General features: G+C 50.0%; 25 protein-coding genes. 21 read left to right on the top strand and 4 right to left on the bottom strand.

Going from position 1 to position 23,265, the window contains the following annotated elements; translation table 11 throughout:
* Positions 1-109: 109 nt before the first annotated feature.
* Entirely contained in the window at positions 110-1,357 is a 1,248-nt protein-coding gene (locus CSQ88_RS03650) for an AmpG family muropeptide MFS transporter (protein ID WP_099396748.1), read from the top strand.
* Positions 1,358-1,587: 230 nt separating this feature from the next.
* Here CSQ88_RS03650 and CSQ88_RS03645 read toward each other — a convergent pair whose 3' ends face one another.
* Entirely contained in the window at positions 1,588-2,364 is a 777-nt protein-coding gene (locus CSQ88_RS03645) for an exodeoxyribonuclease III (RefSeq protein WP_099396747.1), read from the bottom strand.
* A gap of 67 nt (positions 2,365-2,431) precedes the next feature.
* Here CSQ88_RS03645 and pyrE point away from each other — a divergent pair, with 67 nt between their 5' ends.
* From pyrE to CSQ88_RS03565, 16 genes are all read left to right on the top strand, one after another.
* On the top strand, positions 2,432-3,070 hold the full coding sequence (pyrE, locus tag CSQ88_RS03640; RefSeq protein ID WP_099396746.1) for an orotate phosphoribosyltransferase: 639 nt from the start codon (positions 2,432-2,434) through the stop codon (positions 3,068-3,070).
* A 12-nt stretch (positions 3,071-3,082) separates the two neighbouring features.
* A complete protein-coding gene (locus tag CSQ88_RS03635; protein WP_099396745.1) occupies positions 3,083-3,670 on the top strand; it encodes a DUF4124 domain-containing protein in 588 nt (195 codons plus the stop codon).
* Between the two features lie 65 nt (positions 3,671-3,735).
* A complete protein-coding gene (gene ppgK, locus CSQ88_RS03630) occupies positions 3,736-4,512 on the top strand; it encodes a polyphosphate--glucose phosphotransferase (RefSeq protein WP_099396744.1) in 777 nt (258 codons plus the stop codon).
* 300 nt (positions 4,513-4,812) lie between these two features.
* Positions 4,813-6,705 (top strand): tRNA uridine-5-carboxymethylaminomethyl(34) synthesis enzyme MnmG, encoded by a 1,893-nt coding sequence (gene mnmG / locus CSQ88_RS03625; RefSeq protein ID WP_099396743.1) that lies wholly within the window; start codon positions 4,813-4,815, stop codon positions 6,703-6,705.
* Positions 6,702-7,352 (top strand): 16S rRNA (guanine(527)-N(7))-methyltransferase RsmG, encoded by a 651-nt coding sequence (rsmG, locus tag CSQ88_RS03620; protein ID WP_099396742.1) that lies wholly within the window; start codon positions 6,702-6,704, stop codon positions 7,350-7,352. Before mnmG ends, rsmG begins: the two co-directional genes overlap by 4 nt.
* A gap of 49 nt (positions 7,353-7,401) precedes the next feature.
* Positions 7,402-8,190 (top strand): ParA family protein, encoded by a 789-nt coding sequence (locus tag CSQ88_RS03615; RefSeq protein WP_099396741.1) that lies wholly within the window; start codon positions 7,402-7,404, stop codon positions 8,188-8,190.
* Positions 8,187-9,008 carry a ParB/RepB/Spo0J family partition protein gene (locus tag CSQ88_RS03610; protein WP_099396740.1) on the top strand — a complete coding sequence of 274 codons (822 nt, stop codon included), beginning with the start codon at positions 8,187-8,189 and terminating at the stop codon, positions 9,006-9,008. The genes CSQ88_RS03615 and CSQ88_RS03610 overlap by 4 nt, the downstream gene beginning before the upstream one ends.
* A 165-nt stretch (positions 9,009-9,173) precedes the next feature.
* Entirely contained in the window at positions 9,174-9,545 is a 372-nt protein-coding gene (locus CSQ88_RS03605; RefSeq protein WP_099396739.1) for an ATP synthase subunit I, read from the top strand.
* Position 9,546: 1 nt separating this feature from the next.
* Positions 9,547-10,335, top strand: a complete 789-nt coding sequence (atpB, locus tag CSQ88_RS03600; protein WP_099396738.1) for a F0F1 ATP synthase subunit A — start codon at positions 9,547-9,549, stop codon at positions 10,333-10,335.
* A gap of 105 nt (positions 10,336-10,440) precedes the next feature.
* Entirely contained in the window at positions 10,441-10,710 is a 270-nt protein-coding gene (gene atpE, locus CSQ88_RS03595; RefSeq protein WP_347344034.1) for a F0F1 ATP synthase subunit C, read from the top strand.
* Positions 10,711-10,739: 29 nt separating this feature from the next.
* Positions 10,740-11,210, top strand: coding sequence for a F0F1 ATP synthase subunit B (locus CSQ88_RS03590; protein WP_099396736.1), 471 nt, complete (start codon positions 10,740-10,742; stop codon positions 11,208-11,210).
* A gap of 7 nt (positions 11,211-11,217) precedes the next feature.
* Positions 11,218-11,754, top strand: coding sequence for a F0F1 ATP synthase subunit delta (locus CSQ88_RS03585; RefSeq protein ID WP_099396735.1), 537 nt, complete (start codon positions 11,218-11,220; stop codon positions 11,752-11,754).
* Between the two features lie 8 nt (positions 11,755-11,762).
* Positions 11,763-13,304, top strand: a complete 1,542-nt coding sequence (atpA, locus tag CSQ88_RS03580; RefSeq protein WP_099396734.1) for a F0F1 ATP synthase subunit alpha — start codon at positions 11,763-11,765, stop codon at positions 13,302-13,304.
* A 28-nt stretch (positions 13,305-13,332) separates the two neighbouring features.
* On the top strand, positions 13,333-14,202 hold the full coding sequence (atpG, locus tag CSQ88_RS03575) for a F0F1 ATP synthase subunit gamma (RefSeq protein ID WP_099396733.1): 870 nt from the start codon (positions 13,333-13,335) through the stop codon (positions 14,200-14,202).
* A 42-nt stretch (positions 14,203-14,244) separates the two neighbouring features.
* Positions 14,245-15,624: a F0F1 ATP synthase subunit beta gene (gene atpD, locus CSQ88_RS03570; RefSeq protein ID WP_099396732.1), complete on the top strand. Its 1,380-nt coding sequence runs from the start codon at positions 14,245-14,247 to the stop codon at positions 15,622-15,624.
* Positions 15,625-15,635: 11 nt separating this feature from the next.
* Entirely contained in the window at positions 15,636-16,061 is a 426-nt protein-coding gene (locus CSQ88_RS03565) for a F0F1 ATP synthase subunit epsilon (RefSeq protein WP_099396731.1), read from the top strand.
* 112 nt (positions 16,062-16,173) lie between these two features.
* On the opposite strand, the gene CSQ88_RS22900 is transcribed toward CSQ88_RS03565, so the two are convergent.
* The gene (locus CSQ88_RS22900; protein ID WP_099396730.1) at positions 16,174-17,685 is read right to left on the bottom strand and encodes a methyl-accepting chemotaxis protein; all 1,512 of its coding nucleotides are present in this window, start codon (positions 17,683-17,685) and stop codon (positions 16,174-16,176) included.
* A 176-nt stretch (positions 17,686-17,861) separates the two neighbouring features.
* On the opposite strand from CSQ88_RS22900, the gene CSQ88_RS03555 reads away from it, so the two are divergent.
* From CSQ88_RS03555 to glmU, 3 genes are all read left to right on the top strand, one after another.
* Positions 17,862-19,349 (top strand): carboxypeptidase M32, encoded by a 1,488-nt coding sequence (locus tag CSQ88_RS03555; RefSeq protein WP_099396729.1) that lies wholly within the window; start codon positions 17,862-17,864, stop codon positions 19,347-19,349.
* A 224-nt stretch (positions 19,350-19,573) separates the two neighbouring features.
* Positions 19,574-19,876 carry an NTP transferase domain-containing protein gene (locus tag CSQ88_RS03550; RefSeq protein ID WP_257212443.1) on the top strand — a complete coding sequence of 101 codons (303 nt, stop codon included), beginning with the start codon at positions 19,574-19,576 and terminating at the stop codon, positions 19,874-19,876.
* Positions 19,873-21,240 carry a bifunctional UDP-N-acetylglucosamine diphosphorylase/glucosamine-1-phosphate N-acetyltransferase GlmU gene (gene glmU, locus CSQ88_RS03545; RefSeq protein WP_099396728.1) on the top strand — a complete coding sequence of 456 codons (1,368 nt, stop codon included), beginning with the start codon at positions 19,873-19,875 and terminating at the stop codon, positions 21,238-21,240. Before CSQ88_RS03550 ends, glmU begins: the two co-directional genes overlap by 4 nt.
* 40 nt (positions 21,241-21,280) lie before the next feature.
* Here glmU and CSQ88_RS03540 read toward each other — a convergent pair whose 3' ends face one another.
* A complete protein-coding gene (locus tag CSQ88_RS03540) occupies positions 21,281-21,628 on the bottom strand; it encodes a hypothetical protein (RefSeq protein WP_099396727.1) in 348 nt (115 codons plus the stop codon).
* Between the two features lie 36 nt (positions 21,629-21,664).
* A complete protein-coding gene (locus tag CSQ88_RS03535; protein ID WP_099396726.1) occupies positions 21,665-22,573 on the bottom strand; it encodes an RluA family pseudouridine synthase in 909 nt (302 codons plus the stop codon).
* 302 nt (positions 22,574-22,875) lie between these two features.
* On the opposite strand from CSQ88_RS03535, the gene CSQ88_RS03530 reads away from it, so the two are divergent.
* Positions 22,876-23,265 (top strand): transposase domain-containing protein (locus CSQ88_RS03530; protein ID WP_180273513.1); only part of this gene is annotated, 390 nt, incomplete at its 3' end.

Here is a 23,265-nt window from a genome sequence, read left to right as displayed (position 1 = left end):
TACCATTTTGGTAAAAATAGCCTGTGTATTTTTTAATAATGCGCGAAGCTATGGCCTTGAAATGTTGAATTTAAGGTAAGGTAATGCCTCTTTTTTACCGCCAGCTACTATGACTACTACTCACTGGAAATCGCTCTTGTTCTCCCGGCGCATGCTGATCTGTGTGTTTACCGGATTTGCCTCGGGTTTACCTCTGTATATCCTGATTAACTTAGTCCCTGCGTGGTTAAAAAGCGAAGGTGTTAATTTAAAAGCGATTGGCTTTTTTGCTCTGATTCAATTTCCATTTACATGGAAATTTATCTGGGCCCCTTTGTTGGACCGCTATGCGGTGCCGGGGCTGGGGCGGCGGCGGGGCTGGATGCTGCTTACCCAAGTCGCCTTGCTGGTTTTAATCGCCTCATTTGGCCTATTTAACCCCAAGCTGGATTTATGGTCGATTGCTTACTTGGCCATGGCTTTAGCCTTCTTTAGCGCCAGCCAAGATATTGTGCTCGACGCTTATCGTCGTGAAATTTTAAGTGATGAAGAATTGGGGCTTGGTACATCGGTACACGTGAATGCCTATCGCATTGCCAGCCTGATTCCCGGCGCGTTTTCTCTGATTCTTGCTGATCATTTGCCGTGGGCGCAGGTGTTTATGATTACCGGTTTGTTTATGCTGCCGGGTATTGTGATGACACTCCTAGTAAGCGAGCCACAATTAGTCCGCCCGCCTAAAACACTGCGTGAAGCGGTGGTCGAGCCTTTCCACGAGTTTATGACCCGCCACGGCTGGCGGAATGCGATGTGGATTCTGGCCTTTATCTTTTTATATAAATTAGGCGACAGCATGGCCACCGCACTGGCTACGCCGTTTTATTTAGAGCTGGGTTTTAGTAAAACAGAAATTGGCGTGATCGCTAAAAATGCAGGGCTATGGCCTGCGGTGTTTGGCGGTATTGTGGGCGGTGTATGGATGTTAAAGCTGGGCATTAACCGCGCCCTGTGGGTATTTGGCGTGGTGCAGGTTGTATCCATTTTAGGTTTTGCATGGCTGGCAACCGTGGGGGCAGATAAAGTAGCGCTGGCCATGGTGATTGCGTTTGAAGCCCTGGGCGTTGGGCTGGGAACGGCTGCATTTACGGCCTATATCGCCAGAACCACCGATCCGCGCTATACCGCAACCCAGTTTGCCTTGTTTACCAGCCTAGCAGCAGTGCCCCGCACCTTTATCAATGCCAGCACCGGCTGGCTGGTTGAGCAAATGGGCTGGATTAGTTTTTTCTTCCTTTGCACCGCGCTGGCGATTCCGGGAATGCTGCTGCTGTTTAAAGTAGCACCGTGGAATTCAGAAAAATCAACACCCAAATTTTAAAGTACAGCAATGATGCAAGAATGGAAAAAACCTAAATCGTGAACCACGGAGGACACGGAGTTTCACGGAGAAAACTAAGTTACGATAAATTGGCTTTTGTTTACATTCTCTATGAATGAATACATTTGCATCCTAAAGCTGGCATCTCGCTAAATAGTTTTGATTTTCTCCGTGAAACTCCGTGTCCTCTGTGCTCTCCGTGGTTAAAGGTGTGGGTTTAGTGGCAAGTATCAACTAACTTGGTAGTCGTAATCCACAATCAGCGGTGCGTGGTCAGAGAATTTTTCATCCTTATAGATGGATGCACTCTGTGCCGTGGCCGCAATACCGGGGGTGGTAATGTGGTAGTCGATGCGCCAGCCTACATCTTTAGCATAGGCCTGGCCGCGGTTGCTCCACCATGTATAACCGGGGATTTCCGGGTAAAGCTTGCGCCAGACGTCTACAAAGTTCAGTTCGGTAAATAGCTTACCCAGCCAGCTGCGCTCTTCCGGCAAGAAACCTGAGTTTTTCAGATTGCCTTTCCAGTTTTTCAGATCAATCTCATTGTGGGCGATATTCCAGTCGCCAAGCAGAACCACTTCGCGGCCACTGGCGGCCAGTTGCTCTAAGTGCGGGCGAAAGCGCTCCAGAAAGGAGAATTTCACTTGCTGACGCTCTTCTGATGAAGAGCCCGATGGCAGATAAAGTGAAACGACCGAAAGATTGCCAAAATCGGCTTGTAAATAACGGCCTTCAAAATCGATATCGGCAATGCCAAGGCCGGTAATGACACGATCAGGCTCGCGGCGGCAATAAAGGCCTACGCCGCTATAACCCTTCTTTTCTGCATAATGAAAAAAGCCTTTTAGCCCCGCAGGCTCTTTCATTTGCTGGGAAATATCAGCCTCTTGTGCTTTAAGTTCTTGCAAGGCCACCACATCGGCGTCCTGTTTTGCCAGCCACTCAAAAAAGCCCTTATTTGCAGCTGAGCGAATGCCGTTTAAATTAGCACTGATAATGCGCATTCGGTGTCCTTTTGTAAGAAATGTTATGCTTCGCTTTATTGAGATCAATAAATGAGGAAAATGCAGCATGAGTGATTTTCGCCGCGACTTTATTTCTTTTGCTGTAGAGCAAAATGTGCTGTGTTTTGGAGATTTTATCACTAAGGCTGGCCGTCAATCGCCGTACTTTTTTAATGCGGGCTTATTTAGCGATGGCGCGTCGGTAGGCGCTCTGGCGCAATTTTATGCACAGGCGGTACAAGCGTCAGGTGTAGAGTTTGATGTGTTATTCGGGCCCGCCTATAAAGGAATTGTGCTGGCATCGGCCAGTGCCGTTGCTTTAGCTGCTCAAGGCCGGAATGTGCCCTTTGTGTTTAATCGCAAAGAAGCAAAAGATCATGGTGAAGGCGGTGTGTTAGTCGGCGCGCCGCTTAAAGGCCGTGTGATGATTATCGATGATGTGATTTCTGCAGGCACATCCGTGCGTGAATCGGTGAATATGATTCGTGCTGCAGGTGCAGAGCCAGCAGGTGTTCTGATTGCGCTGGATCGTATGGAGCGTGGCCAGGGGGCATTATCAGCAGTACAAGAAGTAGAACAACAGTTTGGTATTCCAGTGATTCCTATCGCCTCACTGGACGATTTACTGGGATATTTGGGTGCTCAGGCTGGTATGGATGAGAAGCTGGCTAAAGTAAGTGCTTACCGTAATCAATACGGAATTTAAAAGGTTTATCTGATGCTGCGTGGTCTTAGTACTTTTTTTATATTGGCTTTATTAACTGCTTCCGCCTCTGCCAAGCTTTATCGCTGGGTGGATGAGACTGGACGGGTGCAATACAGTGATAAGCCGCCTGTTACCACTCCCACAAGCGGTGTGACTGAGCTGAATAAATCCGGCATCGTTAAGACCACGCCCGCTCCTGCGCTGAGCAGGGAAGAGAAAGATAAAATTCAAAATGAGCAGGCTCAGCAAAAAGAGCAGCAGAGAAAAGACCGGGCTTTGCTGCAGTCTTTTTCTAAGCCTGAAGAAATTGATCTCATCAGAGACAGGCGGATAGGCGTGGTGGAATCTGCCATCGCGGCGAATGCAATCCGAATGCAAAATGCTACTCCGCGTAAAACCCGGATAGAAACACAAATTGCCCGCCATAAAAAAGCAAATCGTGTTGTGCCTGCTGATCTGGCTGCAGATTTGGTTTCCGTACAAAAAGAAGTTTTTGATATTGAGGAAGATAACAGAAATAAAAAGAAGGATATTGAAAATATTAAAGCCAAGGCTGAAGAAGATAAAAAGCGTCTTTTAGAGCTGAAATCATCTAAATAATATTTGAATAGAAATTCTGTTCTTATTCATCTGCTAAAATAAACAGATCTAAAAAAGAGTGAAAAATGACTGAGCAAACAGCATCCGCAAAAATTGTTCTGGGTATTGATATTGGCGGTACAGGAATTAAAGGTGCTCCGGTTAATGTGGAAACGGGAGAGTTATTGTGCGAGCGGGTGCGTATTGATACCCCGCAGCCAGCCACACCAGAAGCCGTGGGCGCTGTAGTTAAGCAGCTGGTTGATCAGTTTAACTGGCAAGGCCCGATTGGCTGTACTTTCCCGGCCATTGTGCACAACGGCGTAACCCTGTCGGCGGCAAATGTCGATGCTTCATGGCTTAATGCGCCAGCTCAGGATATTTTATCTCAGGTGACAGGTTTACCTTTAAAGCTTATTAATGACGCGGATGCGGCTGGCCTCGCTGAAGGGATTTTTGGTGCTGCCAAAGGGAAGGCGGGCAAAGTACTGGTTATTACTTTAGGGACAGGTATTGGCAGCGCTTTAATTGTTGATGGTAAATTAATCAGCAATACAGAATTCGGCCATTTGATTTTTAAAAATAATGAAATTGCCGAAAAATACTGTTCGGGAAAAGTAAAAGACGATTTAAATTTAAAATGGAAAGAATACAGCCAGCGTTTAAATGAATATGTTCAGCATTTACAATTACTGTTATCGCCTGATTTATTGATTATTGGCGGAGGCATCAGCAAAAAGCACGAGAAATTTATTCCGGAGCTTACCGATTTACGTTTCCCTGTGGTGCCTGCAGAGCTTAAAAATGATGCGGGTATTGTAGGGGCGGCTTTAGAGGCGGCTCGTGAGTTTGGTGTGTTGTAAAGACTGGCCGGTGGTGGTGCTAAAGGCGCATATTCATTCAAAATGATATGCAGCCAATATTTACTTTGTTGAAGTTAATTGTGCTTTATCCACAGGGCAGATTTTAGGCTTGTAATTGTTCCACGTGAAACGCCCCGTAAAATCGGGGCGTTTGTGTTTTAAGTGCTGGCAGAAACGTCTTCCGGGGTATTGCCTCAATGTGCTGAGGTGTTTTTGCACAGGCACTCATCGCTTCGCGATAGTCGTCAGGGCTAATACGGCGTAAAATCTTGCCCCTTTGCTTGCTGGATGCTCAACGCTATGCTTTATCCTACTCGATACGACGTGATTGTTGTCGGCGGCGGACACGCCGGGACTGAGGCTGCGTTGGCGGCCGCCCGCATGGGTAACAAAACCCTGCTGCTGACGCACAATATTGAAACCCTTGGCCAGATGTCCTGCAACCCGTCGATTGGCGGGATTGGCAAGGGGCATTTGGTCAAAGAAGTGGATGCTTTAGGCGGCGCAATGGCGCTGGCCACCGATTTTGGCGGCATTCAGTTTAAAACGCTCAATTCCAGCAAAGGCCCTGCAGTTCGCGCCACGCGCGCGCAGGCCGACCGTATTCGCTATAAAGCGGCGGTGCGCCATATGCTGGAAAACCAGCCGAATCTGGATTTATTCCAGCAGGCTGTGGATGATCTGACTTTAGATGGCGATCGTGTCACGGGTGTGATTACCCAAATCGGCATTCGTTTTGAAGCAGGTGCGGTGGTGCTGACTGCCGGAACTTTCCTTTCTGGTAAAATTCACGTCGGCTTGGAAAACCACGTTGGTGGCCGTGCCGGGGATCCTGCTTCGGTAACGCTTGCTGCTCGCTTGCGCGATTTAAATCTACCCGTTGGCCGCCTGAAAACCGGCACGCCGCCACGGATTGATGGCCGATCGATTGATTTCTCGGTATTAGAAGCCCAATACGGGGATACGCCAGAGCCGGTGTTTTCGGTGCGCGGTAATGTGGGCATGCACCCCAAGCAATTGCCTTGCTGGATGGCGCATACCAATCTTAAAACACATGAGATTATTCGCAGCGGTTTTGATCGCAGCCCGATGTTTACCGGCAAAATTGAAGGTGTTGGCCCGCGCTATTGCCCAAGTATCGAAGATAAAATTAATCGCTTTGCCGACAAAGACAGCCATCAGATTTTCTTAGAGCCAGAAGGCTTAGATACACACGAATATTATCCAAACGGTATTTCAACCAGCTTGCCGTTTGATATTCAGCTGGCCGCCGTGCGCTCGATTGCAGGTATGGAAAACGCGCATATTTTGCGTCCGGGCTACGCCATCGAATACGATTACTACGATCCGCGTAATTTAAAAGCCAGCTTTGAAACCAAAAGCATTGCCGGTTTATTTTTTGCCGGGCAAATTAATGGCACCACAGGCTACGAAGAAGCCGCCGCACAAGGCTTGCTGGCAGGCTTAAATGCGGGTCTCTATGTGCGTGAAAAAGACGCGTGGACGCCAAAACGCAATGAAGCATACCTTGGCGTGCTGGCCGATGATCTGGTGACCAATGGGGTGACCGAGCCTTACCGCATGTTTACCAGCCGCGCCGAATACCGCCTGCAATTGCGTGAAGATAATGCCGATTTACGCCTGACTGAAAAAGGCCGCGAGCTGGGCCTGATTGGCGATGCGCAGTGGGACGCTTTCTGCAAAAAACGCGATGCAATTGATTTAGAATTGGAACGCTTGCGCACGACATGGGTAAATCCACGTATTCTTGCGGTAAGCGATGCAGAGCGTGTGTTGGGTAAAGCGATTGAGCGTGAATACACGCTGGCCGATTTACTACGCCGCCCGCAGGTCTCTTACGATAGCCTGATGACTATGGAAATCGCCAAACCTGCAGTAGAAGACCCACTGGTGGCCGAGCAGGTAGAGATTCAGCTGAAATATCAGGGTTATATCGAGCGGCAACAATCTGAAGTGGCTAACCGCGATAATCTGGAAGAATTCCTGCTGCCCGCAGATCTGGATTTCACCGATGTATCGGGCTTATCCAAAGAAGTGCAGCAAAAGCTGATTAAACATAAGCCGGAAACCATGGGCCAGGCCTCCAGAATTTCCGGTATTACCCCAGCGGCCATCGCTTTAATGCTGGTTCATTTAAAGAAAAAGCAAATGCTTGAAAAAGGTAAAGAATGACTGCTACTGATTCCATGTTTTCTGAGCTGGCCACTGGCCTTGCCGAGCTAAAAATTGATTTATCAACAGCACAATCGGTCAGCCTGCTGGCCTATGTGGCGCTGATTGCGAAGTGGAATAAAACCTACAGCCTGACGGCAATTCGCGAGCCGGAGCGCATGGTTTCGCATCATCTTTTGGATTCACTTGCGCCTTTGCCTCATTTTAAGGGCGAGGCTAAAGATAAGATTCGTATTCTGGATGTAGGTTCGGGTTTTGGTACGCCAGGCATTCCATTGGCCATTGTGCGGCCAGACTGGCAGTTGTTTTTGCTCGATTCAAATCATAAAAAAACGACGTTTTTGCGTCAGGTGATTGCTGAGTTAAAACTCACCAATGTTACGGTGCTTACCGAGCGTGTAGAGCTTTATAAACCAGAAGCGCCATTCCAGATTATTACCTCACGCGCTTTTGCTGAATTGGCCGAGTTTGTAAAACTGACTCAGCACCTGTTAGCGCCGGAAGGGGAGTGGGCTGCTTTGAAAGGGGTTTACCCTTTTGAAGAAATTGCACACTTACCAGAAACAGTAAAAGTAACGGCTGTGGATCATTTAAAAGTGCCGGGAATCGATGCAGAACGCCATTTAGTGCATGTGGTTAAGGTGTAATCGTATGGCGGGTGACGCACGCCATTTTGCTGGGCTACTTAAGGGCTAAATAATGAAAATTCTGGCGATTGCCAATCAAAAAGGCGGAGTAGGTAAGACCACTACAGCCGTTAATTTGGCTGCAAGTCTGGCGCATCTTGGCAGAAAAGTGCTGCTGGTTGATCTGGACCCGCAGGGCAATGCCACTATGGGCGTGGGGATTGATAAGGCAAAATTAAGCAGCTCGGTTTATAACCTTTTGCTGGCCGCCACACCGATTCAGGACATTATTTTGCGCTCAGAATCTGCTGGCATTGATGTGCTGCCAGCTAATCGCAATCTGGCGGGTGCTGAAGTTGAACTGGTCAACCAGGAACACAGAGAGTCGCGGCTGAAAGATGCTTTAGCGCAAGTTGCTGATCAGTACGATTACATTATTTTAGATTGCCCGCCCGCTCTGACCTTACTTACGCTGAATGGTCTTGTGGCTGCGGATGCGGTACTGATTCCGATGCAGTGCGAGTATTACGCGCTGGAAGGCCTGTCTGATCTGGTGAATACGCTAAAGCGCGTAAAGCAATCGATGAATCGTAAAATTGAAATCGAAGGCCTCTTGCGAACCATGTTTGACCCGCGCTCAACTTTGGCCCAGCAAGTGTCAGATCAGCTCATTAAGCATTACACCAGTAAACTTTACCATACGGTTATTCCACGCAATATTCGTCTGGCTGAGGCGCCGTCTTATGGTCGCCCAATCTTGTCCTACGACAAAAACTCCAAAGGCGCACTGGCGTATCTTCAGCTTGCCGAAGAGTTGCTGGCTCGTCACAACCTGCTTGAAGAGACTCCCACAGCATGAAAATGAAAGGACTTGGACGCGGTTTAGATGCGCTGATGGGGGATAGTCAGGATTCCTTGCAAAATTTGCCGATTACTTCTTTGCAGCCGGGTAAGTATCAGCCCCGCTTGCAGATGGATGAAACGGCTTTAGAGGAACTTGCTGATTCGATTCGTGCCCAAGGGCTGATGCAGCCTGTGCTGGTACGGCCAATCGGGCTGGACAAGTACGAAATTATTGCCGGGGAGCGCCGCTGGCGTGCATCGATTAAAGCTGGCTTAGTAGAAATACCCGCATTAGTGCGTGAAATTGCCGATGAAGCTGCTTTGGCAATGGCCCTGATTGAAAATATCCAGCGTGAAAATTTAAATCCGCTTGAAGAAGCATTAGGCATTTCGCGCCTGATCGAAGAATTTGGCATGACGCATGAAGCGGCAGCCACAGCAGTAGGCAAATCACGCGCCAGCGTTTCAAACTTATTAAGACTATTAAGTTTGTCCGAGCCACTGCGGAAGATGCTAATGGCCGATCAGCTAAGTATGGGGCATGCTCGCGCCTTGCTGCCTTTGGATGATTTATTGCAGCTGGATACGGCAAGGATGGTCATTCTGAAGAGCTTGTCGGTAAGAGAAACCGAGGCTTTGGTCAAAAAACAACAAGAAGCCGTACCAGAAAAGCCAGTAAAGCAAGCAGACCCACGGCTTTCTGAATTAGCCGCAGAATTATCAACAAGGGTAGGCGCCAGGGTGTCTATCAGGGCCGGAAAGCAGGGAAGTGGCCGGATTACAATCGAATACAACAGCCCGGAACAATTGGATGGCTTGCTTAGCAAGATGTAACAAAGTTCTGACTAGAATGCACCAAGTTTGGCGAAAGCTTATCCCGCCAATACTCTTGCACAAATTGAATGACAAGTAAATTTTACTAAAAAGATCAATAGGTAAAATTGACGCAACACAAATCAGGTCAGTATAATCGCGGGGTTTTTCCCCAGTGGTGAAGTAATGATCGGGAAAGCACAGGTTCGGGGCATCATCCGGCTAAAGATTGGAATCGCCATCAGTACGGCTCTCCTCCTCTTCTTGATCTTGGGACAAAATCCGGCAATTTCAAGTTTACTGGGCGGATTTATTGCGGTGCTGGGCAGTGTTTTATACGCAGCCATCGCATATCGCATTGAACTCGCTCCGCCAGCAGTACTTCTCAAGCAGCACTTTGCTGCAGAAATGTGCAAGTTGGTTTGTACACTCGTCGCTTTTGCGGCGTTGTTCATTTTGTACCGAAAGGCAGATTGGCCATGGACGTTTGTGGGTTATCTTGCCACCACCAGTGCCTTTTGGTTTGGGCTTTTGATAAAATTTGACGGCAAAAAATAACATGACTGAACATCACGCACCCGCTAACGCTACCGAGTATATCCAGCACCATTTGTCCTTTAATCAGGCCGCCAATGGTTTCCACCTGGATACATTCTGGGTGGCTCTTGTTTTAGGCTTCCTGTTTGTCGGTATTTTCGCATTTGCCGCACGTAAAGCGACCGCTGGCGTGCCAGGCCCTTTGCAAAACTTCGTAGAAATGATCGTTGAGATGGTGGATAGCCAGATCAAAGATGCATTTCACGGCAAATCAAAAGTGATTGGTCCATTAAGCCTGACGATTTTCTGCTGGGTGTTCTTAATGAACTCAATGGATTTCTTGCCGGTTGATCTGTTGCCATGGATTGGTCAGCACGTATTTGGGATTGAAAAGCTGCGTGTTGTGCCTACTGCAGACGTAAACCAGACTTTTGCAATGTCATTAGCGGTGATGCTGCTCATTATTGGCTTTTCAATTAAAGCCAAGGGGCTTGTTGGCTGGCTGAAAGAGTTATTTACAGCGCCATTCCATGCTGAAGGCCTGGTGATGACTGTGTTGTTAGCTCCAGTTAACTTTGCTTTCCAGATGGTTGAGCTGGTTGCTAAGCCAATTTCTCTGGCTCTGCGTTTGTTCGGCAATATGTATGCCGGTGAGCTGATCTTTATTCTGATCGCACTGCTGCCATTCTGGGCGCAGTGGGTTCTGGGTACACCATGGGCTATTTTCCACATCCTGGTGGTGACCCTGCAAGCCTTCGTATTTATGATGTTGACGATTGTTTATCTCAGCCTTGCGGTTGAAGATCACTAAAACTACTTTCGGCCAGCTCAGGCTGGCTGTTGTCAGTGTTTTGCTTTCCCCTTGTTTTACCCAACCTTCCTCTTGGAGATATTAGAAATGGTTGCACCAGAAGTAATTGCTAGCGTTCAAGGCATGACTGTAATCGCTGCCGCGATCATCATCGGTTTAGCTGCTATCGGCACTGCACTTGGTTTTGCTCTGCTTGGCGGTAAGTTCTTAGAATCTGCTGCCCGTCAGCCAGAAATGATCCCGGTTCTGCAAACTAAGCTGTTCATTATTGCTGGTCTGTTAGATGCTATCTCGATGATCGGCGTTGGTGTTGCTATGCTTTACACATTCAACAACCCGTTCCTGACTCCGCTGCTGAGCCTCGTTGCTAAGTAATCTAGCCCGTCTTTTAGGAGGACATCAGCGTGGATATTAATCTGTCGCTTTTTGGCCAAATGATCACATTTGCGATCTTGGTCATCTTCACGATGAAATTCGTGTGGCCTCCGCTGACCCAGATTATGGACGAGCGTGCTAAGCGTATCGCCGACGGTTTAGCTTCTGCTGATCGTGCCAAGCAAGATCTTGAACTGGCCGAGAAAGCAGCGGCTGACAAGCTTCGCGAAGCAAAGCAGCACGCAGCCGAAATCATTGCGCAAGCTGAAAAGCGTGGCGCGCAATTGGTTGAAGAAGCCAAGGGCCATGCAAAGGCAGAGGGCGAACGCCTTGTTGCCGGCGCTCAAGCGGAAATTGACCAGCAAATTCAACAGGTAAAAGAAGCCTTGCGTCAGCAGGTAGCAGGTTTGGTACTACAAGGTACTGAACAAATTCTGCGCCGCGAAGTTGATGCAAATGCCCATGCCGAGTTGTTAGCATCCATCAAAGCGGAACTGTAAGAGCGTCATGGCAGAACTCATTACCGTCGCAAGACCCTACGCCGTAGCTATTTTTCGTCTGGCCAAAGAAACCGGCACCTTACCTTTATGGTCTGATGTGCTGGCTCAGCTCGCCCTGATTGCAGGCAACGAGCTGGCGCTGGAAGTAGTAGCTAATCCAAAGTTTTCCGTGGCTCAGGTTAAGGAGCTGTTGCTTGGATTATTGGGCGGTCAGCAAAGCGCTGAAGTACAAAACTTCATCGATGCTGTACTTGAAAATCGCCGCTTCACCGTCCTACCGGCGGTGGCAGAGCTATTTGAAGAGTACAAGGCAGCAGATGCAGGCGAAGTTGAAGCCAGCATCGAATCTGCTTTTGCTTTGACCGATACCCAGGTTGCTGAATTATCGGCAACTTTATCCCAACAGCTGCACCGCAAGGTCACGGCCCAAGTCAGCGTTAACCCGGAACTCATCGGGGGCGTGAAGGTGACGGTAGGTGATCTGGTCGTAGACGCATCTGTCCGCGGCAAGCTAACCGCTCTCGCCTCGAGCCTGAAGAGTTAGGAGAAATCATGCAACTTAATCCGTCCGAAATCAGTGAACTGATTAAAGCTCGGATCCAGAATTTATCGACTGCAGCAGAAACACGTACCACAGGTACTGTAGTTTCCGTAACAGACGGTATCGTTCGTGTGCACGGCCTGTCAGAGGCTATGCAGGGCGAAATGCTGGAATTCCCGGGTAATACCTTCGGTCTTGCGCTCAACTTAGAGCGTGATTCTGTTGGTGCCGTTGTGCTTGGTGATTACAAGCACATTCAAGAAGGCGACGAAGTCAAATGTACCGGCCGTATTCTGGAAGTTCCAGTCGGCCGTGAATTGATTGGTCGTGTTGTTAACTCTCTTGGCCAGCCTATCGACGGCAAGGGCCCATTGGGTACAACAGAATCTGCACCAATCGAAAAAATTGCGCCGGGCGTTATTGCCCGCCAATCTGTGTCGCAACCACTGCAAACCGGTATCAAATCGATTGATACTATGGTGCCAGTAGGTCGTGGTCAGCGCGAGCTGATCATTGGTGACCGTCAGACCGGTAAAACTGCCGTTGCTCTGGACGCGATCATCAACCAGAAAGGCACAGGCGTGACATGTATTTATGTTGCGATTGGCCAAAAGGCTTCTTCGATTGCCAACGTAGTGCGCAAGCTGGAAGAGCACGGCGCAATGGGTCACACCATTGTGGTTGCTGCTGCTGCTTCTGAAGCTGCTGCTCTGCAATACATCGCTGCATACTCCGGTTGCACGATGGGTGAATACTTCCGCGACCGCGGCGAAGACGCTCTGATCGTTTATGACGATTTGTCCAAGCAAGCTGTAGCTTACCGTCAAATCTCCCTGTTACTGCGCCGTCCTCCGGGCCGTGAAGCGTATCCGGGCGATGTGTTCTACCTGCACTCGCGTCTGCTGGAACGTGCTTCCCGCATTAACGAAGCAGAAGTAGAAAAACTGACTAACGGTGCAGTGAAAGGCAAAACCGGTTCTTTAACCGCTCTGCCTATCATTGAAACCCAGGCGGGTGACGTTTCTGCATTCGTTCCTACTAACGTGATTTCGATTACTGACGGTCAGATTTTCTTGGAAACTGACTTGTTCAACGCGGGTATTCGCCCGGCGATGAATGCTGGTATTTCGGTTTCTCGTGTTGGTGGTGCAGCGCAGACCAAAGTGATTAAAAAGCTCGGTGGTGGTGTACGTCTGGCTCTGGCTCAGTATCGTGAACTGGCTGCGTTCGCGCAGTTTGCTTCTGATCTGGACGAAGCAACACGTAAGCAACTTGAGCGCGGCAAGATGGTTACAGAACTGATGAAACAGGCTCAATACAGCCCGTTGAAAGTGTCTGAGCTGTCGATCACGCTGCTGCTGATCAACAAAGGTGTGTTTGATGACATCAAAGTTGAAAAAGCACTGGCGTTTGAAGCTGCATTCTTGGCTGACCTCAAGGCTAACCACGCAGACGTACTGGCTCGTATCGAAGACAAGGGTGACCTGGCTTCTGATGACGAAAAAGTGATCGTTAAAGCAGTGGAAGGCTTCAAGGCCAGCGCCGCGTATTGATTTGATACGTTGAGACAAGGATCAAATCATGGCAAGCGGTAAAGAAATTCGGACAAAGATCAAGAGCGTAAAAAATACGCAAAAGATCACCCGTGCTATGGAAATGGTTGCGACATCAAAAATGCGCAAGGCTCAGGAACGCATGAAAGCGGCACGTCCTTACGGTGAAAAAATCCGTAATGTGGCTGCCCACCTGAGCGCTGCCTTTGTTGATTACACGCATCCTTATTTGCAAAAGCGCGACGTTGTTAAGCGTGCGGGCCTGATTACGATTACTTCAGACAAGGGGCTGTGTGGTGGCTTAAACACCAACTCCCTGCGTCTGGCCGTGAACCGTATGAAGGATTGGCATCAGGACGGCGTAGAAACCTCTGTAACCGCAATCGGTAACAAGGGTATCGGGTTTATGAACCGTTACGGCGCAAAGGTTTTATCCTCTGCGCACGGACTCGGCGATACCCCGCACCTTGAGCAGCTGATTGGCCCGATCAAAGTAATGATCGACGCCTTTGTTGCTGGTGAAGTAGACGAAGTACACCTCGTTTACACCCGCTTCGTGAATACCATGAAGCAAGAGCCAGTGATTGAACAGCTGCTGCCGTTATCAGACAACGCATTTGGCGAGCCTAAAAAAGGCTACAACTGGGAATACCTGTTTGAGCCGGATGCGAAGACTGTGATCGACGAATTAATGAGCCGTTACATTGAGGCACTGGTTTACCAGGCCGTAGCGGAAAACATTTCTTCCGAGCAAGCGGCCCGTATGGTGGCGATGAAAGCGGCGACTGATAACGCAGACAATGTGATCGGCGATCTGCAGCTCCTTTACAACAAAACCCGTCAAGCAGCGATTACGAAGGAACTCTCCGAAATCGTTTCTGGCGCGGCAGCGGTGTAAGGCCCTGACGCACAACGGATTAACTGGGATTTAGGAATAACGATGAGCCAAGGTAAAATCGTACAAATCATTGGCCCGGTTGTTGACGTGGAATTCCCACACGACAGCCTGCCCAAGGTGTATGACGCAATCAAGCTCGACGCAATCGACCTGACGCTGGAAGTACAGCAACAGCTCGGCGACGGCGTAGTGCGTGCGATTGCAATGGGTACTACTGACGGCCTGAAGCGCGGCATGTTGGTGAGCGGCACTGGCGCACCGATTTCGGTGCCAGTAGGTAACGCTACACTGGGCCGCATCATGGATGTGCTCGGTAACCCGATTGATGAAGCCGGTGAAGTGAAAAGCGAAAGCAAGCGCGCTATTCACCAACTTGCACCTAAGTTCGATGAACTGAACCAATCTATTGATCTGTTAGAAACAGGTATCAAGGTTATTGACTTGATTTGCCCGTTTGCTAAGGGTGGTAAGGTTGGTCTGTTCGGCGGTGCGGGTGTGGGTAAGACCGTTAACATGATGGAACTGATCAACAACATCGCTAAGGCACACTCGGGTCTGTCCGTGTTTGCTGGTGTAGGTGAGCGTACCCGTGAAGGTAACGACTTCTACCACGAAATGAAGGACTCTAACGTTCTTGATAAAGTGGCGATGGTTTACGGTCAGATGAACGAGCCACCAGGTAACCGTCTGCGCGTAGCGCTGACTGGTCTGACTATGGCCGAGCACTTCCGTGATGAAGGTCGTGACATTCTGTTCTTCGTAGATAACATCTACCGCTATACACTGGCCGGTACTGAAGTTTCTGCGCTGTTGGGCCGTATGCCTTCTGCCGTGGGTTATCAACCTACTCTGGCTGAAGAAATGGGTGCTCTGCAAGAGCGTATTACTTCGACCAAGACTGGTTCGATCACATCGATTCAGGCCGTTTACGTGCCTGCGGATGACTTGACCGATCCTTCGCCAGCAACAACATTTGCTCACTTGGACGCAACCGTTGTTCTTTCGCGTGACATCGCCTCCCTGGGTATCTACCCTGCGGTTGATCCACTCGATTCAACATCGCGTCAGCTTGATCCGCAAGTTGTGGGTGAAGAGCATTACGCTGTTGCCCGTGGTGTGCAGCAAACACTGCAAAAGTACAAAGAACTGCAGGATATTATTGCGATTCTGGGTATGGATGAATTGTCTCCTGAAGACAAATTGTCGGTATCCCGCGCACGTAAGATCCAACGTTTCTTGTCACAGCCTTTCCATGTGGCCGAAGTATTTACTGGTTCTCCAGGCAAATACGTGCCACTGAAAGAAACCCTCAAGGGCTTCAAGGGCATTCTTAATGGCGATTACGACCATCTTCCGGAGCAAGCCTTCTACATGGTAGGCAGCATCGAAGAAGCGGTTGAAAAAGCCAAGACCATGCAATAAGGATTAGTGCCATGGCAATGACAATGCATGTGGACGTGGTAAGCGCAGAAGCACTGATTTACTCCGGCGTGGCTGAGTTTATCTCGGCACCCGCCGAAAAAGGTGAAATTGGTATTCTGCCGCGTCACGCCCCACTACTCACTCGTGTGAGGCCCGGAGCGGTGCGCATCAAAGTTGCCAATAGCGATGAAGAAGTGATTCTTTATGTTTCAGGCGGCATGTTAGAAGTGCAGCCTCATGTGGTTACCGTGCTGGCAGATACTGCCATTCGCGGTAAAGACATCGACGAAGCCAAGGCGCTGGACGCCAAACGCCGCGCCGAAGAAGCATTAAAGAACCACGGCTCATCGATGGACTTTGCGATGGCTCAGGCCGAGCTGGTGGAAGCGGTAGCAAAACTTGCCGTGATCGACAAGCTCAAAAAGCGTGGTCACTAAGCTTTAGTGTGGTGATAAAAAAGGCAGCTTCGGCTGCCTTTTTTACGTTTGAAGATTAAGTCACATGCCCGGTTGGGGGCTGTGAGTAAGCTGCTTGTTTGGCAATGGCTGATTAAGATTGTTTAATCTTAAAAAATGCCAGCATCGTTTGCACCTGGCGGGCCTGATTGCTTAGTTGTTCGGCTGTGGCAGACAGCTGCTCAGATGCAGCTGCGTTGGTTGCTACGCGCTGTGATACTTCGCCGATATTCTGGTTGATCAGCTCAAGCTCATGGCTCTGTTCGTGGCTGTTGGCGGCGATTTCCTGAACCAGGCCGGCGGTTTTTCTAATGGATGGCTCTATTTTGTTGAGCTGTTCGCCAGCGGCTTCAGCAAGCTGTACGCTGCTCTGGGATAAGTCGCCAATCTTTTGCGCGGCCAGCTGGCAGCGCTCGGCCAGTTTTCTGACTTCAGCCGCGACCACAGCAAAGCTTTTACCATTTGTGCCTGCCCGGGCCGCTTCAATGGCTGCATTTAAGGCCAGTAAATTAGTTTGGTAGGCAATATCGTCAATGATTTGAATCTCCTTAGCAATTTTTCGCATGGCTGAGGTGGTTTTTTGTACTGACTCACAGCTGCTGCGTGCATCCAATGTGGACTGGCGTGCCATCGAGTCGGTGATGTGCGCGGTATACGTGTTCTGGCTGGTATGAATACTGAGGTTATCAATCGATATGCTGCTTTCTCTCAGTATGTCGGCATTGATGCTGGTGTTCTTGCAGACCAGTTGTGCGGCACTTGCTACTTCTGAAGATGAGTTGTAAGTCGCCTCTGTTGCGTCTCGCAGACTGATGACAATAGAGCTTAGTTTTTCTACCATCTGGCGCATGGCAAATAAGAGACTGTTTTGATCTTCAGCGTGCACCATCACATCCAGGCTAAGATCGCCGGCAGCCACTTGCCGGGCTACGCTTGCCGCGTAAGCCGGCTCGCCACCCAGCTGCCGCAAAATTTGCTGGGTACTCAGCCAGACTGCAGCAAGACTGATTAAAAACCCGACAACGGCAATCATTAGCACGGTCCAGAAGGTGTTTTTACCCCTTATATCGATCTGCTTGCGGGCGATAGCAATATCGTTTTCTTCCAGTTTCACTAACTGGCTCAGATGGCTCATTGCAGCTTTATATGCATGGTAGGCATCACCATTTATGAGCGCATACGCCTCGGTGGGCTGCCCCAGCCGTGTCAGCTTAAAGGCTTCTTTATCAATTTTTTCAAATTGCAGAAGCTGGCTTCGTGCCTGATCGATGATGGCTCTGCGGCTGGCGTCTTTTTCAATTGCATATAAACGATTTAAAGCGTCGCGTCCTTTATCCAGATTTAACTGAAATTGCTTTTCGGCCGCTGCTTCCATTTGCGTTGTCCATGCATGGATTTGATTTCGGTCGTCGGTGGTGGTGCTTGTGATGTAAAACGCGGCCTGATTAGCTAGAAAAACTCTGCGGGCGTTTTCATCTAAAGCATATGATGCAAGGCCGCTGATCGATGCGATGGCGTGCAGCGAGAGTAATACAATACCCAGGGTAACCAATGTAAGTAATCCTGCAGGCAGCATTATTTTCCAGATAATTTTAAGATCCCGCATGCCAGTTGTCTCAATTTATTCCCTGCATACAGATTAGCTGGCGTCTGGCTTACCTGCTGTTATACCTTGCTTAAACACGTATGTGGCTTAGCTGACTAGTGCCAGGGTTCAAAGCAATTGCACTTGTTATCCAAGCTGGCATGATAAGTATTCTTACCTACAGAGATCCTATTTCAATGAGCCAAAACGCCTACCAAGCTGTTGTTGCAACGTTTACCCGTATTTATCGTTATGAGCATCTGGGCTCGCTGGCAGGCTGGGATCAGGCTGCCATGATGCCTGCAAAAGGCAATGATGCACGCGGTGCGGCGATGGCCGAGCTGGGTGTGCTGATTCATAACACGCTGACCGATCCGGCATTAGCTGAGCTGATCAAAGCAGCAGAGGCTGAAGATTTAAGCGCGGCAGAGCAAGCCAGCCTGCGCGAGATTAAACGCCAGTGGGAACACGCCAATTTATTGCCCGCCAGCCTGGTAGAAGCCAAAACGCTTGTGGGATCGCATTGCTCGCATGAGTGGCGTACACAGCGGCAGAATAATGACTGGCAGGGTTTTTTGGCTAATTTCCGTGAAGTAGTGCGCTTATCCCGCGAAGAAGCGCAGCTTTTGGCGAAAGAAACAGGTCTTTCGCCTTACGAATCGCTGCTCAATAAATACGAGCCTGGTATGAGCTGTGCTGAGCTCGACCGTATTTTTGGCGATGTGAAAAGCTGGCTGCCAGGGCTGATTCGTCAGGCAATGGAGAAGCAAGCAACAGAGCTGGTAATTGCTGCGACTGGCCCGTTTGCCGTTGAAAAACAACGTGCGCTTGGTTTGGATGTCATGGCTTTACTGGGTTTTGATTTTGAAGCTGGCCGCCTTGATGTATCGAATCACCCATTTTGCGGCGGTGTGCCCGAAGACGTGCGTATCACTACCCGCTATCGCGAAGATGATTTTATGCAAAGCATGATGGGCATTGTGCATGAAACCGGCCACGCCCGTTATGAGCAAAGCCTGCCGCGCGAAACGGTTGCCCTGCCGGTAGGGCGTGCCCGCTCTATGGGCATACATGAAAGCCAGAGCTTGTCGTTTGAAATGCAATTAGGCCGCAATCCGGCATTTTTAGCCCTGATCAGCCCGCTGGTTAAAAAGCATTTGGGTGATCAGCCCGCATTTGAGGCGGCCAATCTGGCCAAAATGTACACCCGTGTGCACCCGGATTTTATTCGTGTGGACGCCGATGAGCTGACTTACCCGGCCCATGTGATTTTGCGTTACGAAATTGAACGCGCCCTGATTGATGGCGAAATCGAAGCTGACGATGTGCCAGCCTTGTGGGATGAAAAAATGCAGGCCTATCTGGGCGTGGATACCAGGGGCAATTTTAAAAATGGCTGCCTGCAGGATATCCACTGGACGGATGGCGCGTTTGGCTATTTCCCAAGCTACACACTGGGCGCAATGTATGCCGCGCAATATTTTGCAACGATACGCAAGCTGCATCCGGATCTGGACGAGCGTATTGCGGCTGGTGATTTAGCTCCGATATTTAATTGGCTGAACGCCAATATCTGGAGCCAGGCCAGCCAGTGGGAAACGGGTGAACTGGTTAGCCGTGCCACAGGCGAGGCGCTTAACCCGGCTCATTTCCGCAAGCATTTAGAACAGCGGTATCTGGCTTAATCAGGCCGGGAAATTCAGGGCGGGTTAGCTTGTTTTTTGGCGCAACCCGCCATCGCAAGGCGATACCGGCCAGTATGGCTTTTTATCCGGATTGGTGCAGAGTGGCTAATCAATTAAATGCCATATGCTTCACCCTCTTTGCATTGTTTACATTACATTTAGCCGCTGGTTTGTAGCGTAAAAAGGGTTAAAATAATGCCTTTTAGCTTACTAGGTCTTGTCGCATGAGCGCTTTGCTTGATGTTGTTGTCCTCGCTGCCGGCCAGGGCAAGCGTATGTACTCCAAAATGCCTAAGGTTTTGCATCGCCTGGCGGGGAAACCCTTGCTGGGGCATGTGTTGGATACGGCAAGACAGCTGCAGCCCGGTAAGCTGGTTGTGGTTTATGGCCATGGTGGCAAGCAGGTACAGGAAGAATTACTCGGCAGCACTGATCTGACATGGGCGCATCAGGCCGAGCAGCTGGGAACGGGTCACGCGCTCGCGCAGGCTTTGCCACATTTACAGTTACTAGGTCTTGTCGCATGAGCGCTTTGCTTGATGTTGTTGTCCTCGCTGCCGGCCAGGGCAAGCGTATGTACTCCAAAATGCCTAAGGTTTTGCATCGCCTGGCGGGGAAACCCTTGCTGGGGCATGTGTTGGATACGGCAAGACAGCTGCAGCCCGGTAAGCTGGTTGTGGTTTATGGCCATGGTGGCAAGCAGGTACAGGAAGAATTACTCGGCAGCACTGATCTGACATGGGCGCATCAGGCCGAGCAGCTGGGAACGGGTCACGCGCTCGCGCAGGCTTTGCCACATTTACAGGGTGAAACCACGCTGATGTTGTATGGCGATGTGCCTTTAACCCGCTTAGCCACGCTGCAGGCGCTGTTAGCAGCCAGCAGCCAGGGGAAGTTAGGGATTCTGACGGATATTCTGGACGATGCCACGGGCTATGGCCGCATAGTCCGCGATGCTGCGGGCAAGGTAACGTGCATTGTTGAGCAAAAAGACGCCAGCCCTGAGCAAGCGGCAATTAAAGAAATGAACACAGGCATTCTGGCTCTGCCCACAGCAAAACTGGCGGGCTGGCTTTCCGAGCTTAAAAATGACAATGCCCAGGGCGAATATTACGCCACCGATCTGATCGCTCTGGCGGTGCGTGATGGCGTTGAAGTGGCCACCGTGCATCCTCAGGATCACTGGGAAGCCGAAGGCATTAATAATAAGGTGCAACTGGCCCAGCTGGAGCGCATTCATCAGGCGGAGATTGCGCAGTCACTGTTATTGTCTGGCGTTAGCCTGATTGATCCGGCACGTATCGATGTACGCGGCACGCTGCGCCATGGCATGGATGTGGTTATCGATGTGAATTGCGTGTTTGAGGGTGATGTTGTTCTGGGCGAAAACGTAAGCATCGGCGCAAATTGTGTTTTAAAGAATGTAACGATCAATGATGACACCATCATTCACCCATTCAGCCATCTGGAAGACGCTGTAGTAGGCAAGGGCAATCTGATCGGCCCGTTTGCCCGTCTGCGCCCCGGTGCCGAGCTGGCCGACGATGTGCATATCGGCAACTTTGTGGAAGTCAAAAAAGCGACCATCGGCAAAGGCTCAAAAGTAAATCATCTGAGCTATATCGGCGACACCACCATGGGCAGCAAGGTGAATGTGGGCGCGGGGACGATTACGGCCAATTACGATGGCGTGAATAAATTCCGTACCGTGATTGAAGACGAAGTACGTATTGGCTCGAATAATGTGCTGGTTGCACCCGTTACCATCGGTGAAGGTGCAACTACTGGTGCAGGATCGGTGATTGGCAAGAATGCACCGGCTGGCGAGCTGACCGTAGCGCGGGCCAAGCAGGTAACGATTTATGGCTGGCAGCGGCCAGTAAAGAAGTAAGTGATCAGATTGAAAGGCGCAGTGTCTGATGCGCCTTTCGCTATGTTTTGTGGCCTTCCCTGTGAAATAAATGCAAAACCCTGTGGGCCACTGGGGCAAGCATCATGCCGATAGCTGCAACAAAAACTAAACCCGCGTAGAGCGCATACAGGCCCACAAATAATTTGCCGGCATTGCTCACTGGTGGAGTCAGCGGCCCCATTCCTCCCAGCATCATTGCGCCATTTAAAAAGCCATCGTGCCAGCTGTGCAGCTCAAAATAGACATGGCCTGCCGCCCCTAAAAACAGGGAGAGCAAAATGAGCAGTAAAGCGCCTGCAACATGCCACAACAGCCGGGTACAAAATTTTGCCCATGGCAGCGGAGGATGATGTCTGGATTCGTACATGTTCTGCCTGTCATTGAATAATCATCAGATATGACTTTATTCAGGCCAGCACAGTTCCCGTTGGCTTTCAAAACGCCTGCTTTCACCCGTAAACGGATCAACAAACTCAATCGCCCTGGCTAATAATTGCAAGGGGCGGCTGAAGTCATCGCCTTTTTCGGGCAACAATTCGGGATACCAGGGATCATTTAAAATCGGCACGCCAAGCGCGCTTAAATGGGTGCGCAGCTGGTGTTTTTTGCCGGTGTGCGGTTTGAGGCGATAGCGTGCCCATTCACCACGCTGCTCGATCAGCTCGATATAGGTTTCGCTATTAGGCTCGCCTGGTGCTTCTTCCATGGTAAACATGCCCTGCTGCTCCTGCATAAAGCTGCGGTGCACGCGGGGTAGCTCTAAATCAGCCCTAAAAGGTGCAATCGCCTCGTATTCTTTCGCCACATCCCGCTCAGAAAACAGCGCATGGTAGCCAGCGCGGCAGGCGGGATCGAGGCTGAACAGCATAATCCCTGCTGTTTCTCTATCCAGACGATGGATCGGCGCAATGTCGGGCGCGCCCAGCGACTTACGTAGTCGGGTCAGCAGCGTTTCCTGCAAATAACGCCCGGCCGGAATACAGGCCAGAAAATGCGGCTTATCTGCCACCAGCAAGCGCTCATCCTGATAAATAATGTGCTCGGCAAAGGGCACCGGCGTTTCTTCGGGCACTTCGCGGTAATACCAGATGCGGCCATTGGGCTGAAAGCTGCTGGCTACATTCAATACCTCGCCCTGATGGTCAACAATCTCGCCACGCTCCAAACGCCCGCGCAATATTTCGGCCGGCATATGCGGAAAGCGCGTGATTAAAAACGTCAGCAAATCTGGCCATTGCCCGGCAGGCAGCTGTAAAAAACTCGGGGCAATGCCATCGCGGTGCGGTAGGGGGGAAGTACGGCGTTTACTCATGAGCGGGGCAATCAAAGGCAAAGGAGCTGCAGTTTACGGGGCGGGAGCGGGGAAAGGAACCATAGCATTGCAGGTGAGGGCGATTGCTCACGCAGAAACCTAAATCTTGAACCACAGAGTTACACGGAGAAGGCCAAGCATAAGGATCTGCACAACTTTAAGCATCGCTTCGGCTTTAGCCTCCCCCTTAGTAAAAGGGGGATTGAGGGCAATGCTGTTCACTTTATAGTCAAATGATGGATAATTGATAGATAATTTCTTTTTTTCATTAATCATGAAGTATGGCGAGCAGAGCTGCACATTTGGAAGATTCGATTCGAATATCTGACTACTTAAGTGTGGGGCTGTTGGCACGCCTTATCCCCATAGCAACGATTGATAATGCGTTAGACTTACATGCGCGGCACGACCAACGAACGCGTGATTTGCCCGCCCATGTGATGGCTTGGTATGTGATCGCCCTGTCACTTTATCGCAGTGTGAATACGGAGGAAGTCCTGCGAATTGTGACTGAAGGCATGACTTTCCTAGGGGCCACCTCTGGACGTATTGAGGTCGGCAAGTCGGGTATCAGCGCAGCAAGAACCCGACTGGGCCATAGTGTCATGGCGAGCATTGCGGAGCAATGCTTACAACCCCTCGCGATCAACCCTCAACAATCCCCGCGTTCTTTTTATCAAAAATGGCGCATT

The organism is Iodobacter sp. BJB302, assembly GCF_002735645.1.
Classification (GTDB): Bacteria; Pseudomonadota; Gammaproteobacteria; order Burkholderiales; family Chitinibacteraceae; genus Iodobacter.
The sequence above is the reverse complement of the archived record's forward strand: the minus strand, read 5'-3'. Positions and strand labels throughout refer to the sequence as shown.

Excerpts from the sequence above, each read along its gene's own strand:
- CSQ88_RS03650 (WP_099396748.1), top strand. The coding sequence starts at position 110 with ATGACTACTACTCACTGGAAATCGCTCTTGTTCTCCCGGCGCATGCTG.
- CSQ88_RS03645 (WP_099396747.1), bottom strand. The coding sequence starts at position 2,364 with ATGCGCATTATCAGTGCTAATTTAAACGGCATTCGCTCAGCTGCAAAT.
- pyrE (WP_099396746.1), top strand. The coding sequence starts at position 2,432 with ATGAGTGATTTTCGCCGCGACTTTATTTCTTTTGCTGTAGAGCAAAAT.
- CSQ88_RS03635 (WP_099396745.1), top strand. The coding sequence starts at position 3,083 with ATGCTGCGTGGTCTTAGTACTTTTTTTATATTGGCTTTATTAACTGCT.
- ppgK (WP_099396744.1), top strand. The coding sequence starts at position 3,736 with ATGACTGAGCAAACAGCATCCGCAAAAATTGTTCTGGGTATTGATATT.
- mnmG (WP_099396743.1), top strand. The coding sequence starts at position 4,813 with ATGCTTTATCCTACTCGATACGACGTGATTGTTGTCGGCGGCGGACAC.
- rsmG (WP_099396742.1), top strand. The coding sequence starts at position 6,702 with ATGACTGCTACTGATTCCATGTTTTCTGAGCTGGCCACTGGCCTTGCC.
- CSQ88_RS03610 (WP_099396740.1), top strand. The coding sequence starts at position 8,187 with ATGAAAATGAAAGGACTTGGACGCGGTTTAGATGCGCTGATGGGGGAT.
- CSQ88_RS03605 (WP_099396739.1), top strand. The coding sequence starts at position 9,174 with ATGATCGGGAAAGCACAGGTTCGGGGCATCATCCGGCTAAAGATTGGA.
- atpB (WP_099396738.1), top strand. The coding sequence starts at position 9,547 with ATGACTGAACATCACGCACCCGCTAACGCTACCGAGTATATCCAGCAC.
- CSQ88_RS03585 (WP_099396735.1), top strand. The coding sequence starts at position 11,218 with ATGGCAGAACTCATTACCGTCGCAAGACCCTACGCCGTAGCTATTTTT.
- atpA (WP_099396734.1), top strand. The coding sequence starts at position 11,763 with ATGCAACTTAATCCGTCCGAAATCAGTGAACTGATTAAAGCTCGGATC.
- atpG (WP_099396733.1), top strand. The coding sequence starts at position 13,333 with ATGGCAAGCGGTAAAGAAATTCGGACAAAGATCAAGAGCGTAAAAAAT.
- atpD (WP_099396732.1), top strand. The coding sequence starts at position 14,245 with ATGAGCCAAGGTAAAATCGTACAAATCATTGGCCCGGTTGTTGACGTG.
- CSQ88_RS03565 (WP_099396731.1), top strand. The coding sequence starts at position 15,636 with ATGGCAATGACAATGCATGTGGACGTGGTAAGCGCAGAAGCACTGATT.
- CSQ88_RS22900 (WP_099396730.1), bottom strand. The coding sequence starts at position 17,685 with ATGCGGGATCTTAAAATTATCTGGAAAATAATGCTGCCTGCAGGATTA.
- CSQ88_RS03555 (WP_099396729.1), top strand. The coding sequence starts at position 17,862 with ATGAGCCAAAACGCCTACCAAGCTGTTGTTGCAACGTTTACCCGTATT.
- CSQ88_RS03550 (WP_257212443.1), top strand. The coding sequence starts at position 19,574 with ATGAGCGCTTTGCTTGATGTTGTTGTCCTCGCTGCCGGCCAGGGCAAG.
- glmU (WP_099396728.1), top strand. The coding sequence starts at position 19,873 with ATGAGCGCTTTGCTTGATGTTGTTGTCCTCGCTGCCGGCCAGGGCAAG.
- CSQ88_RS03540 (WP_099396727.1), bottom strand. The coding sequence starts at position 21,628 with ATGTACGAATCCAGACATCATCCTCCGCTGCCATGGGCAAAATTTTGT.
- CSQ88_RS03535 (WP_099396726.1), bottom strand. The coding sequence starts at position 22,573 with ATGAGTAAACGCCGTACTTCCCCCCTACCGCACCGCGATGGCATTGCC.